Source organism: Bacillus sp. V59.32b (assembly GCF_003429085.1).
In the GTDB taxonomy this organism is placed as follows: Bacteria; Bacillota; Bacilli; order Bacillales; family DSM-1321; genus Peribacillus.
This window is the reverse complement of the sequence record NZ_QVTC01000053.1, coordinates 1-15,481: the sequence shown is the minus strand read 5'-3', so window position 1 is coordinate 15,481 and position 15,481 is coordinate 1. Positions and strand designations below refer to the sequence as shown.

Annotated in this window: 14 protein-coding genes and 2 pseudogenes; 15 read left to right on the top strand and 1 reads right to left on the bottom strand. The window is 37.3% G+C overall.

Annotated elements, in window-relative coordinates; all coding sequences use genetic code 11:
• Positions 1 to 49 precede the first annotated feature (49 nt).
• Complete coding sequence (locus tag D0463_RS12665) at positions 50 to 784, top strand: hypothetical protein (protein ID WP_117307758.1); 735 nt, start codon at positions 50 to 52, stop codon at positions 782 to 784.
• A gap of 97 nt (positions 785 to 881) precedes the next feature.
• Here D0463_RS12665 and D0463_RS12660 read toward each other — a convergent pair whose 3' ends face one another.
• Positions 882 to 2,072, bottom strand: a complete 1,191-nt coding sequence (locus tag D0463_RS12660; protein ID WP_117307757.1) for an MFS transporter — start codon at positions 2,070 to 2,072, stop codon at positions 882 to 884.
• Between the two features lie 364 nt (positions 2,073 to 2,436).
• Between D0463_RS12660 and D0463_RS12655 the strand changes: the two genes are divergently transcribed.
• From D0463_RS12655 to D0463_RS20130, 14 genes and pseudogenes are all read left to right on the top strand, one after another.
• Positions 2,437 to 3,162 carry a YveK family protein gene (locus tag D0463_RS12655; RefSeq protein WP_117307756.1) on the top strand — a complete coding sequence of 242 codons (726 nt, stop codon included), beginning with the start codon at positions 2,437 to 2,439 and terminating at the stop codon, positions 3,160 to 3,162.
• Complete coding sequence (locus tag D0463_RS12650; RefSeq protein WP_117307755.1) at positions 3,107 to 3,844, top strand: CpsD/CapB family tyrosine-protein kinase; 738 nt, start codon at positions 3,107 to 3,109, stop codon at positions 3,842 to 3,844. Before D0463_RS12655 ends, D0463_RS12650 begins: the two co-directional genes overlap by 56 nt.
• A gap of 95 nt (positions 3,845 to 3,939) precedes the next feature.
• Complete coding sequence (locus D0463_RS12645; RefSeq protein ID WP_117307754.1) at positions 3,940 to 4,719, top strand: tyrosine-protein phosphatase; 780 nt, start codon at positions 3,940 to 3,942, stop codon at positions 4,717 to 4,719.
• Between the two features lie 353 nt (positions 4,720 to 5,072).
• Entirely contained in the window at positions 5,073 to 5,984 is a 912-nt protein-coding gene (gene galU / locus D0463_RS12640) for a UTP--glucose-1-phosphate uridylyltransferase GalU (protein ID WP_117307753.1), read from the top strand.
• 65 nt (positions 5,985 to 6,049) lie between these two features.
• Positions 6,050 to 7,882 (top strand): polysaccharide biosynthesis protein, encoded by a 1,833-nt coding sequence (locus tag D0463_RS12635; RefSeq protein ID WP_117307752.1) that lies wholly within the window; start codon positions 6,050 to 6,052, stop codon positions 7,880 to 7,882.
• A 35-nt stretch (positions 7,883 to 7,917) separates the two neighbouring features.
• Positions 7,918 to 8,210 (top strand): annotated as a pseudogene (locus D0463_RS12630) (UTP--glucose-1-phosphate uridylyltransferase); the annotation flags it as partial.
• A gap of 481 nt (positions 8,211 to 8,691) precedes the next feature.
• Positions 8,692 to 8,925 (top strand): hypothetical protein, encoded by a 234-nt coding sequence (locus tag D0463_RS12625; protein WP_133299573.1) that lies wholly within the window; start codon positions 8,692 to 8,694, stop codon positions 8,923 to 8,925.
• A 338-nt stretch (positions 8,926 to 9,263) separates the two neighbouring features.
• On the top strand, positions 9,264 to 9,893 hold the full coding sequence (locus tag D0463_RS12620) for a sugar transferase (protein WP_117307750.1): 630 nt from the start codon (positions 9,264 to 9,266) through the stop codon (positions 9,891 to 9,893).
• Positions 9,890 to 10,753: an NAD-dependent epimerase/dehydratase family protein gene (locus tag D0463_RS12615; protein ID WP_117307749.1), complete on the top strand. Its 864-nt coding sequence runs from the start codon at positions 9,890 to 9,892 to the stop codon at positions 10,751 to 10,753. The genes D0463_RS12620 and D0463_RS12615 overlap by 4 nt, the downstream gene beginning before the upstream one ends.
• A 1-nt stretch (position 10,754) precedes the next feature.
• Positions 10,755 to 11,585: a glycosyltransferase gene (locus D0463_RS12610; RefSeq protein ID WP_117307809.1), complete on the top strand. Its 831-nt coding sequence runs from the start codon at positions 10,755 to 10,757 to the stop codon at positions 11,583 to 11,585.
• Positions 11,586 to 11,660: 75 nt separating this feature from the next.
• Positions 11,661 to 12,764 carry a glycosyltransferase family 1 protein gene (locus D0463_RS12605; RefSeq protein ID WP_117307748.1) on the top strand — a complete coding sequence of 368 codons (1,104 nt, stop codon included), beginning with the start codon at positions 11,661 to 11,663 and terminating at the stop codon, positions 12,762 to 12,764.
• Positions 12,765 to 12,837: 73 nt separating this feature from the next.
• Positions 12,838 to 13,965, top strand: coding sequence for an EpsG family protein (locus D0463_RS12600; RefSeq protein ID WP_117307747.1), 1,128 nt, complete (start codon positions 12,838 to 12,840; stop codon positions 13,963 to 13,965).
• Positions 13,966 to 14,100: 135 nt separating this feature from the next.
• Positions 14,101 to 14,280 carry a glycosyltransferase family 32 protein gene (locus D0463_RS12595; RefSeq protein WP_216824902.1) on the top strand — a complete coding sequence of 60 codons (180 nt, stop codon included), beginning with the start codon at positions 14,101 to 14,103 and terminating at the stop codon, positions 14,278 to 14,280.
• 66 nt (positions 14,281 to 14,346) lie between these two features.
• Positions 14,347 to 15,416 (top strand): annotated as a pseudogene (locus D0463_RS20130) (IS630 family transposase).
• Positions 15,417 to 15,481: the final 65 nt, after the last annotated feature.

The following is a 15,481-nucleotide window of genomic DNA, read 5'->3' as shown; positions in this document are numbered from 1 at the left end:
CACTATGGTTGAATCAATTACCGAAATATATATAAAAGGGGAAAAGAACATGAGAAATATGAAGAAACTCTTCATTGGTGTGCTCAGTCTGTCCTTGCTATTTTCAGCAGGCCTGACTACAGCAGACGCCAAGGCTAAGAAAGTCGTCGACAAGAATAAAAACGGAATCGATGACAAATGGGAAAAGAAGTATAAACTTAAGGGGAAGAATATAGCTGCCCAGGATAACGACAAAGATGGTTTAACCAACTTGATCGAATACAAGCTAAACTTAAACCCAAAATCAGCGGATACAAACAAAAACAAAAAATTAGACGGACAAGAAGATAAGGATAAAGATGGAGTCAGCAACCTGGCTGAAATCGAGCTTGGCCTGAACCCTACAAATCCTGATACCGACAAAGACAAAATTAAAGACGGCAAAGAAAAAGGCAAAGATGGTGTCCAATACTCCAATAAAGTCGTCGATTTAGAAATCGAAATTGAAACAGCCGACGACAAAAAGGTAACAGTCGATTACAAGGTCAAAAAGAAGAAAACAACCCTTAAAATAAAAGATACAACCGGAACAGTGACAAATGCAAAAGTTACTGCCCTGGTAAAAGAGTTGCAGGAACCTAACAGCAAAACACAACAAGAAGTGGTTACGGCCATTCTGGACATCCTTAAGTTCGAAGGCAAATTCAGTGTTGAACTGGAAGTTGAATATGCAGATGGGAAAGAAATTGAAATTGAAGATGAGCTAGAAGATGAAGACGACGACGATGAGAAAGACGAAGACTAAATAAAAGAAGGGAAGCCAGCATTTTTATGTTGGCTTCTTTTCATGCTCAAAAAAAGAGCGCATCAAACGATGAATGCGCTCTTTCAGATTATACAGTTTAAGCTGGCTTCACCGGATTCTTCCTCAGCAAGATCAAATAATAAATCATCGCGATAAACACCGAAACCGCAGCGGTCATATAAATGCTGCTGTATCCGAACCAATGGCCAATCTGCCCAAATGCGATGGCGCCAATCCCTACGCCAAGATCAAAGAAAGAAAAGAATGTCGCATTGGCCATGCCTCTTCGGTGTCTGGGCGCCTGCTCAATGGACCATGCTTGCAGCGCCGGTTGGATCGAACCGAACCCTAGTCCGTAAAGAATCGCGGCTATATACAAGATGCCGCTGTTTGGCAGCCAGGCTAAGAGTACCATCGCAACCAGGATCAAGAGTGCTCCCGGAATGAAGACAGCGCGATGCCCTTTTGTATCATAGAGCTTCCCGGCAAATGTCCTTGTCAGCATCAAGGCAAGAGCGTAAAGAAGGAAATACCACTGAATCCCGTAAATATCCTTTTGCGTCGCGTATAACGGAAGAAAAGTAGCGATGCCTCCAAACGTCACCGTGATAAAAAATAATAGAATGGATGGCTGCAAGGCGCTCTTTTCATAGAAATCCCACTTGACGGTTACTGTTTCCTTGGCGGCTTTTTCTACTTTCTTATAACGAACGGTGGAAGATAGAAGTAAAGCAGCCAAGCCAAGCCCGCCGCATATTAAGAATAATTCCGTAAAACTTAAAACCCCGCTCAGCGCAAGGCCAAGCGACGGGCCGAATGCAAGCGCCAGGTTTCCGGATAAACCGTAGTAACCCATGCCTTCGCCCCTTCTATGTGCAGGGATTAAATCGGTAGCAATCGTCCCAGAAGCAGTGGTAGAAAATCCCCAGCCGATCCCCTGGATAATCCGCACAATGAATAAGAGAATAATGCTAGTCGCAAACCCGAAAACTCCTACAGAAATGACAAAAATGCCAAGACCAATTAAATAAACAAAAGCCCTGCCCTTCGTTTCCAGCGCATGTCCGGCATACGGTCTGATCAGTAAGGCGGAGAACATAAAGATACCGACGACAACGCCGATCATCTGATCGCTTCCCCCGAGCTGTTCGACAAACAAAGGAATCGTCGGCAGCGTCATTTGAAAGCCGAGGAAAATAAAAAAGTTAGCTAAAACAATCAGTACAAAATCTCTCGTCCAAATCTTATCTGAGGTATTTGGACCTTCCTTTGCAAACGGTTCACTCATACAGGTCCTCCTACAATTTAAATATCCATGTATATTCTACAGGAAAATATTTCGGGTGGCTAATTATTTACGTAGTCAAAATAAAAAATGCTCCTTTTGTAATATATGGATTCACTAAGCAGTTATACGAGTCGCTATAACGGACACTTCAATCCCTTTTTCCAAGTGGAACCCAAACCTGATTATTTTATCCCGAAAGTGGTGTGCCAAAACATGTAATAAATAATAAGTCATATTTTGACTTGATTATAAAATCCGACAACTTTATAAAAAAATTACGAAGTGAAACACAGAATGACAAAAACTGACAGAAACCTTCTGATATAATAACTCTTGTTTTACAGTAAGAAAGTGGGAGGACACAATGGAAGAAACGATAAGTTTAAAAGAATTATTCGGAACGCTTAAAAAAAGATTAAAGCTGATTATGATCATTACTCTCCTGGCTACCATTGCCAGCGGTATCATCAGTTACTTTTTCTTAACACCTATCTATCAGGCGTCAACACAGATTCTGGTCAACCAGTCAAAAGATGAGAAAGCGTTGTACAACTACAATGAGGTCCAAACGAATTTGCAGCTGATCAATACATATAACGTCATCATAAAAAGCCCGGCGATCTTGGATTTGGTCAGGGAAGAGCTGAATCTCGATATGACAGCCAATCAGTTAAATGAAAAGATAACGGTCCAAAGCGAACAGGATTCACAAGTTATCAATCTATCGGTACAGGATCCGGATCGCGTGCAGGCGGCGGATATAGCGAACAAAACTGCAAGCGTTTTTCAGGAAGAAATCGTGAAGATTATGAATGTAGATAATGTGAAGATTATAACAAAAGCGACAACGGCAGACGATCAATCCCCGATAAAACCAAACCCGCTGCTTAACATTGCGATTGCGTTAGTCGTCGGGTTAATGGCCGGTGTCGGCTTGGCCTTTTTACTGGAATACTTGGATAACACGGTTAAAACGGAACAGGATATTGAGAAGCTATTGGAATTGCCGGTGCTAGGGGTCATAACAAAGATCGATGAACAAGACAAGAACGAAAAACGGGGAAGAAGAGGTGAAGCAAGTGGCTTCTAGAAAGAAAGGCTCTGATAACAAAAGAAAGCTAATCACAAAACTGAATCCAAAATCACCAATCTCCGAGCAATACCGGACGATCCGGACGAACATCCAGTTTTCTTCAGTTGATAAAGACATACGCTCCATCCTTGTAACCTCTACAGCACCGGCTGAAGGTAAATCAACTACTGTTACGAACTTGGCGGTCGTTTTCGCCCAGCAGGGGAAAAAGGTGCTTTTAGTGGATGCGGACTTACGCAAGCCTACTGTCCACTTCACCTTCAATTTAACAAACACATTTGGCTTAACCAATGTACTAGCGAAACAAGCCAGTCTAAAAGACACAATGGTCCCGACGGACGAAGAAAATTTATATGTTCTTGTGAGCGGTCCGGTTCCTCCGAATCCGGCTGAGCTGTTAGGCTCGAAGGCAATGGATGATTTAATAGAAAATATTCTACAAGAATTCGACATCGTTCTGTTCGATTCTCCACCGGTTTTAGCTGTAACAGATGCCCAGGTTCTCGCGACCCGCTGTGATGGTACGATCTTCGTCGTCTCAAGCGGAAAGACGGAAATCGAGCAGGCAGCAAAGGCGAAAGAGTCTTTGTTATCGGTCAATGGGACCATTTTGGGGGCGATTTTAAACAATAAAAAAGTAAAAGAGGACCAATATTACTACTACCACAATGTAAATTAATGTCGAAGTTGTGTCGATGAAAACTTGTTCCGGCGTTAGGGAAATTATGTTAGATTTAGTAGAAAGATAATTGGAAATTAACTGGAGGTCTTGTGATGATTGACATACATTGCCATATCTTGCCTGATATTGACGACGGAGCCCAAACACTGAGGGAAAGTATGGAAATGGCAAAGCTTGCGGTCCAAGAAGGAATCACATCAATCATCGCAACCCCCCACCACAAAAACGGAAACTATGAAAATACAAAACGCGTCATCTTGCAAAAAGTAGAAGAGCTCAACACCATCCTGAACATGGCAGCTATTCCGCTGCAAATTCTGCCCGGCCAGGAACCGAGAATTTACGGTGAACTGCTGGAGGATTATAACAAAGGCGAGATCATAACATTGAACGACTCCGGAAAGCACCTATTCATTGAACTTCCATCCGGACATGTACCACGCTATACCGAACAGCTTCTTTATGACATTCAGATGAACGGATTGACCCCGATCATTGTCCATCCGGAAAGAAACGCAGAACTCATGCAGAACCCGGACATGCTATACGAATTCGTCAAAAAGGGAGCCTTAACCCAGCTGACGGCTTCAAGTGTCGCCGGATATTTCGGCAAATCGGTAAAGAAGTTCAGCCTGCAATTAATCGAAGCCAACCTGGCGCATTTCATCGCATCGGATGCCCATAACGTTTCCAATCGAGGCTTCAAATTAACGGAAGCATTAGATGAAATCGAAAAGAATTACGGCGTGGATATGGTCTACCTATTCACTGAAAATGCCGAGCTTCTAGTCGCAGGAAAAACCCCATACAAAGAAATACCCGAAAAGGTAAAGAAGAAAAAGATATTAGGATTATTTAATTTTAATCGATAGATTTTAGATTTGTCAGGACGAGAACTTGACCGGCGAGGCTTCCTTACCGTTATCCAAGGAGGCACTCGATCATGCTGTGGGATGCCCGGACCGGCACCCTTAGACGCCCGTCGTCGATGGTATGGTGTGAGGATGGGTTAAATGCCCACTTTTTAATTATTTAGTTAACTAAGTTAAATGTCTAATGATAGGACATGTCATGACACATGTCCTATCATTAGGCATTTATTTATGCAGATTTTATAAATTACCTAGATGGATAGAATTCCTCATTATAGGTATCGGCTTTAATCCAAATTGTTTTAGTAAAATCATTAATTTAAATAGAGAAATGCACGAAGGGGGAAAGGATTTTGAAAAAGGTACGGAAAGCGATCATTCCCGCAGCAGGATTGGGGACAAGGTTTTTACCTGCAACCAAAGCGATGCCAAAGGAAATGCTGCCGATTGTAGATAAGCCAACTATCCAATTCATCGTTGAAGAAGCAGTTGCTTCAGGTATTGAAGATATCATCATTGTGACAGGTAAAGGAAAACGTGCAATCGAAGACCATTTTGATATCGCACTGGAGTTGGAACAAAACCTATTAGAAAAAGGAAAGTTAGATATATTGGATCAGGTTCGTTACTCTACAAATCTTGCTGATATCCATTATATCCGGCAAAAAGAACCGAAGGGCTTGGGTCATGCTATCTGGTGTGCTCGTCACTTCATTGGTGATGAGCCGTTTGCAGTTTTATTAGGTGATGATATTGTCCAAAGTGATACCCCCTGTTTAAAACAGTTGATTAATCAATATGGAGAAACACTTGCATCCGTTATTGGTGTACAAACTGTACCTAATGAAGAAACCCATCGTTATGGCATCATCGATCCCGCAGCACAAGAAGGACGTCGCTATCAGGTAAATCATTTTGTGGAGAAGCCTGAGAAAGGCACAGCACCATCCAACCTCGCAATAATGGGTCGCTATATACTGACACCTGAAATCTTTAGATTCCTTGAACACCAGGAAACTGGCGCGGGCGGAGAAATTCAACTTACAGATGCCATTCAAAAATTAAACCAAATACAGCGGGTATTCGCTTATGATTTCGAAGGTAAGCGTTATGATGTTGGTGAAAAAATTGGTTTTGTCAAAACTACATTAGAATTTGCATTACAGCATGAGGATTTAAAGGAAGAAATCATTGAATATATGAAAACAATCATTTCTTCAGAACAAAGTGTAGATCACAGAAAAATAAAAACCAAAACCTTATAAATTGTGATTGTATTCAATGTCTATGGAAATCAATTGTATTGGATAACACTAAGGGGGAATTTCGGTTGGCGTACCGAAAACGATTAATAACACTGATAATATTGGATTCTCTGATTGTTTTATCGGCCATATATATAAGTTACTTAGTTTTACATCCTTATCTAGATATTTTTAAAATGTCTACACTGCTAATCAGCTCTATTACTCTGTTGATTAGCCATCATATTTTTGCTTCTATTTACAAGCTGTACAATAAGGCATGGGAATATGCCAGTGTCGGAGAGCTGTTATCAATAATGAAAGCAGTAACCTTCTCCATTATCGTGACCGCTATTATCCAGATGCTGATTTTTCAAAATGTGTACGTCAGGGCTTTAGGGTTAACATGGATGCTGCATGTATTGTTAATTGGAGGATCCCGTTTTACGTGGAGGATGTTTGCTGACCGATATATTAAACCAAAGGGAGAAAAGAAGAAAACATTAATTATTGGAGCTGGAGCGGCAGGAAATATGGTCGTCAGACATTTGTTAAATAACCATGATTCTGAGCTAAAACCTGTTGCATATATTGATGATGATCCAAAAAAATACAAGCTCCATTATTTTGGTATTCCTGTAGTAGGGAATTCTAAAAAAATTGCTCAAATAGTAGAGAAGCTGCAAATAGAAAATATTGTGATAGCTATCCCTTCATTAAGCAAAAAGGAATTAAAGCGAATCTTTGAAGAATGCTCGAAGACGAATGCAAAAACTCAGATTATGCCTATGATTGAAGATATCATGATTGGTAAAGTATCAATCAATCAATTCAGGGATGTCCAAGTCGAGGATTTACTAGGACGGGAACCGGTTGAATTAGATATTGATAGTATTTCTGAATTCATTACTAAAAAGACTGTACTCGTAACGGGAGCCGGTGGTTCAATCGGTTCTGAAATTTGTCGACAAATATGCAGATTCTCGCCAAGTAAAATCGTATTAGTTGGTCATGGAGAAAATAGCATATATCAAATTGACATGGAATTAAGGAACCAATACAGAGATTTAATTAAAATCATTCCTGTGATAGGGGATGTGCAAGATAAATTAAGGATGTTTGATGTTTTCGAGGAACATACACCTGATGTAGTTTACCATGCGGCCGCACATAAACATGTCCCGTTAATGGAGTACAACCCAAAAGAAGCTGTAAAAAACAATATTTTTGGCACGAAAAATGTTGCTGAAGCGGCTGATACATTTGGCGTGAAAAACTTTGTGCTCATTTCTTCTGATAAAGCAGTTAACCCAACGAATGTTATGGGTGCGACCAAACGTGTAGCTGAAATGATCATTCAGCAACTTGATAAAACAAGCCAAACGAACTTTGTAGCGGTTCGGTTCGGAAACGTACTAGGCAGCCGGGGATCCGTTATCCCTTTGTTTAAAAAACAAATCCAAGCAGGTGGACCGGTCACAGTCACCCATCCGGATATGACACGCTACTTCATGACCATTCCGGAAGCATCACGGTTGGTTATTCAATCGGGAGCGTTAGCAAGAGGCGGGGAAATCTTCGTACTCGATATGGGAGAGCCAGTCAAAATCGTCGACCTTGCGAGAAACTTGATCACACTGTCAGGCTATTCAATAGAAGAAATCGGCATCAACTTCTCAGGAATCCGTCCAGGAGAGAAAATGTTTGAAGAATTACTCAACAGCAATGAAGTCCACCCTAAACAGGTGTTTCCGAAAATACACATCGGAAAAGCCGCCGTTGTCGAAGGGCCGATCTTTCATGAGTTTATTGCCAGCTTGCATGATAAGGATAACGATACTTTGAAAGAGCAGCTAGTGAAGATTGCTAATACGAAGGATGAATTGAAAGAGGTTATGAGGGAAGCGGTTAGCTTTTGATATGGAATTCGTGACGTTTTATATTCATAAATGAAGCACCTTCCAACTATGCCATTATGGGCCGTTATATTTTACGTCCAGAAATCTTCGCTATACTTGAAAACCAACATTCTGGCGCTGGAGGAGAAATCCAATATACAGACGTGATTAAACAATTGAACGAGAAACAGATGGTTGTGGCTTATCAGTTTGAAGGCAAGAGATATGTTGTTGGGGACAAACTTGGTTTTATTAAGGCTACCATTGAAATGCTATGGATCGAGCTGAATTAAGAGAAGAGTTATTTATGTATCTTTCAAAGATATATGAAGAAAAATTAGTTAAATAATTTTATTAGGTAATTTTTATAAGGGTCGGATCCTGTACACTAACTACAATATACCGTGTTTAAGTATTTTAACACTGTATTTTTACTAAGGGGATCGGACCCTGGCTTTATTTTTTTACAACAAACTTGGGAGATAGCGAAAAGTTCATCTGGCAGATGTGATAGACAATGATTGAAAATTTATTCAGAATCAGCAGAAGAGATTTGAGCTATTCAAAATAGCTGGGTAAATCTATGGGAAAAAGAAGAGTGAGAAAGAATAGAATGAAGTGAATATGCATGACAGCAAAATATAGTAAGGCTTGGAGGGACGTTATATGAGTACTGCAAGCAAAAATAGAAATAAAAAATTTAATAATGCTGGTTTTAGTCTGATAGAGGTCTTGCAGAAATAACAGTATTGGCAATTTTGGCTTCAATAGCCGTACTATCTTTATTTGGATATATACAAAAAGTTAAGACGGAAATGTGCAATCGAAACATGAAGCAACTTGAAAAAATGTATAACACATATTTATTAACTGAAGCGGATGTTGAGCATACTAATGTGTTGTTTGCTGAATACTTACGAGAATATGGAGAAGAGATATGTCCAAATGATGGCGACATTATCTACTTAGAAGGGAATGTGCAATGTAATTTGTATTCTAACCATAATAAAAAAGGAGACAATGATGTAGAGGAAGAAGATGATGGATGGGTCCCTTTCCTCTGAGCACAGATGAAGAGTTAACTGTGATTGAATGTTGAGTAGGAACTGAGTATCGTAGTTAGATTGAGTGCTAGAAACCTTGCAGGATAAGTGTTTGATGCATTTTTAGTGAGAATTATAGATTGATTGAATGGTATATATAATAGGAAGAAACTCGGTTTATGGTAACCCGAAAGTGAATATCTATTTTGTATTTTGCTTGGTAGATTGAATAGATATTACGAGGTGGCTATCAGATATAGATAAGATTTAGTGGTTTAGTAGTTGGTTGGAATTGAAGAATAACAGATTCTAATTAAGTCCTAATCTACTAAAGGACAAATTTTAAGGAGTGTAGCTGGATGTATATGAAGATAAAAAGATTGATAGATATCATTCTTTCTTTAATAGGGCTTATTTTCTTATCACCAATTTTTTTAATTCTAATTATTGCAATTAAAATTGATTCAAGAGGCCCGGTTCTGTTTAAGCAAAAGCGTGTTGGTATTAACAAGACCCACTTTAATATCTTGAAATTCCGCACTATGAGAATAGACACGCCTAAGGACACACCAACTCATTTATTAGGTAATCCAGAACAGTATATCACAAAGATGGGTAAATTCCTGAGAAAAACCTCACTTGATGAGCTTCCGCAGATTTGGAATATATTTGTGGGGCAGATGAGTATTATTGGGCCAAGACCAGCACTATGGAATCAGTATGATCTGATTGCTGAACGGGATAAGTATGGTGCTAATGAAGTTCCACCTGGATTAACTGGTTGGGCACAGATTAATGGTAGAGACGAGCTTCCTATTGAAGTGAAAGCGAAGTTGGATGGGGAGTACGTTGAGAAGATTAGCCTCTGGATGGATGTAAAGTGCTTCTTCGGGACCATCGTTAGTGTAGTGAAAAGTGACGGGGTTGTTGAAGGTGGAACCGGAGTAAAAAAGGAAATTGCTAGTAGTAAGGAGAGCATTTCTAAATGAAAAAAATATTAATAACAGGAAAAAACAGCTATGTAGGAATGAGCCTTAAGAAGTGGCTTAAAAATTATCCTGATAGGTATTTAATAGATTCGATTAGTTTAAGAGACAATTCTTGGAGGGAAAAAGATTTCTCGGAATATGATGTTATTTTTCATGTGGCAGGAATAGCTCATGTATCATCAGATTCTAAAATGGAAGAAATGTATTATAAAGTTAATCGTGATCTTACAATAGAGACTGCTAAAAAAGCCAAAGCAGATGGCGTTAAGCAGTTTATTTTTATGAGCAGCATTATTGTGTATGGAGATAGCACCAGTAATATGAGAGTTATAGATAAAAAAACAGTACCTATACCGAGTAACTTTTATGGTAATAGTAAACTGCAGGCAGAAGAGGGTATCAAACCTTTAGAAAGTGATAAATTTAAAGTTGTTATTATTAGGCCGCCGATGATTTATGGTAAAGATTCTAAAGGGAACTATCCTAAGTTGTCAAAAGCGGTTCAAAAGCTGCCTGTTTTTCCTAACATAGAGAATCAGCGAAGTATGCTTCATATTGATAATCTTTGTGAATTTATTAGGTTACTCATTGATAATGAAGAGAGAGGATTGTTCTTTCCGCAAAATAAGGAGTATGTTAAGACTAGTGAGCTAGTAAAGGTGATAGCTAAGGTACATGGTAAGAAGGTGTTACTCACAAAGTTGTTCAATCCGATTTTGAAAGTATTGGGATTGAAGCTAAAAATTGTTAACAAAGTATTTGGTAATTTAGTATATGACAAAAACATGAGTAATTATAAAGAAAATTATCAGATTCGGAACCTAGAAGAATCGATAAATGTATCTGAAAGGGAATTTTAAGATGACTAATATGAAATATAGCGTGTTAATGTCTGTTTATTATAAAGAAAAACCAGAATTTCTAAAGTTGAGTATTGATAGTATGCTTAATCAGACCATCAAGCCGGATGAAATTGTAATAGTAAAGGATGGTAAGTTGACTGAGGAACTTGAACAGGTAATAGATTACTATGCTTCAGTAGAGTCTAGTCTATTTACCATAGTTCCCTTAGAGAAGAATTTAGGACTTGGACTTGCTTTAAATGAAGGTTTGAAAAAATGCAAAAATGAACTAGTAGCTAGAATGGATACTGATGATATTTCGTTAAAAAATCGTTGTGAATTACAAATTGAAGAATTCCTTAAGAACAATAATTTAAGCATTGTCGGGACATTTACGGATGAGTTTTATGATGAACCTGACAATATTATTACTTCAAGAACAGTTCCAACTAGTCATGAAGATATTTTGAAGTTTTCAAGACGAAGAAGCCCTTTTAACCATCCTACTGTTATGTATAAGAAATCCCATGTTTTAGGATGCGGAGGCTACCGTGATGTTAATAGAAAAGAAGATATTGATTTATTTATAAGGATGCTGAATAAAGGTTGTAAGGCAATGAATATTGACAAAGCCCTTTTACTCTTTAGATCTAACGAAGATAATTTTAAGAGAAGAAAGAACTGGGGGAACTGTAAAAGCTATATAGCAGTTATTTATGATTTTTGGAAAAAAGGTTATTCTAGCACTACTGATTTAGTTGTTGTCATAATAGGACAATTAATCATGTTTGTTTCGCCTATATGGCTATTAAAAATTCTCTCTAATACGCTATTACGAAAAAAAATTTAGAATATATATGTATTCTCAAAACACCTAGTAACTTAAGTTTTGCATTAATTTTGTGTTTTTTGGAGTTGAGATAGAATGGATAAAATAAGGATTTTACATGTAGTATCTAGTTTAGGTATTGACGGTGGTGTAATGGGGGTTCTGATGAATTACTATCGCCACATAGATCGTACCAAAGTTCAATTTGATTTCTTGTATTTCATTGAAAGTGAAAAAAATCATATAGAAGAAATTAAAAAACTAGGCGGAGAAATTTACTATTTACCAAGACCCTCTATAAAAAGCTATATCAAATATAAAGATTTTTTTAAAGAGAATGCAAATACGTATAAAGCAGTTCATTTACATGAAGTTTATTTAAACTCTGTAATTCTTCCGATTGCTAAAAGGTATGGTATTAAACATTTGATTACTCATAGTCACGCCACAAAATTTTCAGATAAGAAAATTAGTGCTATTCGTAACAAAATATTATGTCTCCCTATAAAAAAACAAGCAAATATTTACTTGGCTTGTTCAAAAGCAGCTGGAAAAACTGTATATGGTGAAAAATATGTTGAATTCGGTAAAGTGAAGGTTATTAATAACGCAGTAAATATTGACAGATATAAATATAATCAAGATGTAAGAGAAAAAGTGAGAAACAATCTTAAAATTAATGGGAAGTTTGTTGTAGGGCATGTGGGCAGATTTAATGAGCAGAAGAACCATAAATTTATAATAGAAATATTTGCTGAGATAAAGAAAAAAAAGCCTAATAGTTTGTTAATGCTAATTGGAGATGGACCATTATTCGAACATACAAAAGAGAAGGTAAAGCTATTTGCTTTAGAAGATTCGGTAATGTTTTTGGGACGAAAGGGTAATGTTCAAGATTATTTTCAAGCAATGGATAGTTTTATTTTGCCTTCTCTATTTGAAGGATTACCTGTAGTAGGAGTTGAAGCACAGGCTTCAGGATTGCCTATTATATTGTCTTCTGATATTACTCAAGAGATTGGATTGATAAATTATACGTATATTGGGTTGAACCAATCGACAGAATATTGGGCAGAGAAGGTATTAAGCATCGGTAGTAATGAAAATCGAATGAATTCTTATATAGATGTTGTAAGGGCGGGGTTTAATATTATTCAGGAGTCCAAAAAACTAGAAGAATTATACCGGGATTTAATATAGTCTACTTATAATATATGTTGACTCTAAATATAATCTTTCCCATAAACTTTTGATTACGATAGGCGGTAATGAGATGTGGCTGCATTTTTTTTTAATACTATATATATTGCTACTTGGACTTCTCTTAGGTACAGGAAAACAGAATAGAATAAAACAAATAACGTATATTATTTTAACATTTGGCTTGTTTTTTATTATTGTTGCATTTAGATCGGAAAATGTAGGTAATGATACGAGTGAATATTTGAGGTTGTTTTCTAGTATATCTCTATCAGGAGATATAACATCTTTTGCTTGGAGATATGAAATAGGCTATTTATATTTGAATAAGTTACTTAGTTTAATAGGCTCACATCCTCAAATAATTATAATTGTAACAAGCTTCATTATTATATTTGGATTTGCTAGATTCTTTTATAAATATTCTCAAATCCATTGGTTGAGCACTTATTTATTTTTCACCTTCGGATACTATGGGGCAACTATGAATACTATTAGACTACAACTTGCGATAATAGTTATCTTATTTGCTTATGATTATCTTAGAAAAAGAAATCTAATTAAATTTATTCTTATTGTTATTTTAGCATCCATGTTTCATAGAACGGCACTAGTATTCTTGTTAGCATGGCCAATTACGAAATTAAAATTTAATTTTAAAACAGCGCTAACCGCTATTATAACAAGTTTAATATTGTATATTATATTTCCTATCATTTTTGAAGTCTTGCTAAATATATTTCCAACATATGAATACTATTTAGGTTCAGAATATCTGAACGGAGAAATTAGATTGGCTAGTGTATTGAATATGTTGGTTGGAATAAGTATTATATTATTTGGCATTTTCACAGGTTATCACACCCAAAAAAGGGAAATAGATATTGGAAACTTCAATGTGCAAAGTGTTAATAGAACAGAAGTTAATGATGGTCAACTTATGCTACTTTTATTAGTAGCTGGGGTTTCTATAACTTTTATATCTTTTAATTTCAACCTGCTTAATAGAGTAGGTGATTATTTTTTATTATTTTCTTGTGTTTATTTGCCTAACTCTTTAAAACGATTAAGAGATAAAAATCTAGTTATAGTAATTGTTTTAATAATTGTTGTATTGTTCTGTGCGTACGCTACTACTATTTTAATAATGCGACCAGAGTGGAATACTATTTATCCTTATAACTTTTTTTGGGAAGTTTAATTAATAGATTTTTCAATAATCCTAGCTTTTATAATAAAACTAATCAAAAATGATTAGCTCAATGATTCTAAAGTAAATTTGTAAAAATGGTTTAAAATGGTCGTTATATTAAAAACATGGAAGAGGGTGTTGGAAGTGACAGTTGAAAATATTCCTAAAATAGTACATTATGCATGGTTCGGTAGAGGAGAAAAAAATAAACTTGCAAAAAAATGTATAGAATCTTGGAAAAAACATCTAACTGATTATGAGTTTATCGAGTGGAATGAAGATAATTTTGATCTATATAGATTGAACTTAAGTTTTTCTTTATAATTCGGAAGGATTTTTGTACATCACTCGTCGAAATAAAGCTTTATCCTGAATAGGCGGGGAGATGTCATGAAATCCAATGTTGACGAATTACAAGAGGTTGAAAATAGACTTAAAACTGAAAAAAGTCGTCGCATGTATGAACGTTATCAGACAATCCGGCTACATCTGATGGGGAAATCTGTCCAGGAAATCTCCGCCATTCACAAGCGGACCAGTAAAACAATCGGAACCTATATCCGTTCCTACCAAGAACATGGATTGGACGGCTTAACCATGAAGTTCTCAACCGGAAAGCCACCACGATTGACGACGGAACAGCAGGCTCAGGTAAAGTAGACCATTATTGATTTCCAGCCCCATGGGTGCGGGTTCCCGGCCAAGTTCAATTGGACGCTAGAACTCATTAGTTTGTACATTCTGCGAGAGTTTGGAACGTCCTATTCCATTCGTGGCGTGTCGAAAATGATGGAACGGCTTACCTAAGTTACACGAAACCAACCTATACCCTGTCCGCAGCCGATGAAGACAAGCAAAAAGAATTTGTCGAAACGACCTTCCCAGAGGTAAAAAAATACCACAAGGGCGAAATTGATCACATTTTGTTTGAAGAAAGCATGATCCGTGAATACCAGGCCCTGCAGTATACCTGGTTTGCCAAAGGAAAACAAAGAATCATTAAGACTACCGGAAAACATCATGGCGTCAAACTGTTAGCTCCGATAGATTACGTTACTGGAGAAATCGTATGGCAGGAAGAAGAGCACTATACAGCGCTTGAGTTCCTATCTTTCCTTAATAAAGTGACAGCATCCTACCCGACTGGAAACATGGTCATGATTCTGGACAACGCACGAATTCATCATGCAAAAATACTTGAACCTTTCCTCAAAGAATTGGGAGGTAGATTGAATTTGATTTTCCTGCCTCCTTACAGCCCTGAACTTAATGTGGTCGAGGGGCTTTGGAAATGGTTGAAATCCGACATCATCCATAACGTTTTCTACCATACCACAGCTGAAATTCGCAAAAACGTCCAGGCTTTTATGAAGAATATAAATCCTATGACAGTCATTGACCGACTGTCTATAAGGATGGAATCAAGAAAGAGAACGAAGAACGTTTTCAGAAGAATTTAAAAATCAAATGGTGCAGCTGTATCAGAATGGGAAGCCAAGAAAGGATATTATTCGTGAGTACGATC

What these genes read in the sequence shown, in the direction of transcription:
- D0463_RS12665 (WP_117307758.1), top strand. Translation starts at nt 50, where the DNA reads ATGAGAAATATGAAGAAACTCTTCATTGGTGTGCTCAGTCTGTCCTTG.
- D0463_RS12610 (WP_117307809.1), top strand. Translation starts at nt 10,755, where the DNA reads ATGACTAATATGAAATATAGCGTGTTAATGTCTGTTTATTATAAAGAA.
- D0463_RS12650 (WP_117307755.1), top strand. Translation starts at nt 3,107, where the DNA reads ATGAACAAGACAAGAACGAAAAACGGGGAAGAAGAGGTGAAGCAAGTG.
- D0463_RS12645 (WP_117307754.1), top strand. Translation starts at nt 3,940, where the DNA reads ATGATTGACATACATTGCCATATCTTGCCTGATATTGACGACGGAGCC.
- D0463_RS12625 (WP_133299573.1), top strand. Translation starts at nt 8,692, where the DNA reads ATGAAGCAACTTGAAAAAATGTATAACACATATTTATTAACTGAAGCG.
- D0463_RS12620 (WP_117307750.1), top strand. Translation starts at nt 9,264, where the DNA reads ATGTATATGAAGATAAAAAGATTGATAGATATCATTCTTTCTTTAATA.
- D0463_RS12660 (WP_117307757.1), bottom strand. Translation starts at nt 2,072, where the DNA reads ATGAGTGAACCGTTTGCAAAGGAAGGTCCAAATACCTCAGATAAGATT.
- D0463_RS12655 (WP_117307756.1), top strand. Translation starts at nt 2,437, where the DNA reads ATGGAAGAAACGATAAGTTTAAAAGAATTATTCGGAACGCTTAAAAAA.
- D0463_RS12615 (WP_117307749.1), top strand. Translation starts at nt 9,890, where the DNA reads ATGAAAAAAATATTAATAACAGGAAAAAACAGCTATGTAGGAATGAGC.
- D0463_RS12600 (WP_117307747.1), top strand. Translation starts at nt 12,838, where the DNA reads ATGTGGCTGCATTTTTTTTTAATACTATATATATTGCTACTTGGACTT.
- D0463_RS12605 (WP_117307748.1), top strand. Translation starts at nt 11,661, where the DNA reads ATGGATAAAATAAGGATTTTACATGTAGTATCTAGTTTAGGTATTGAC.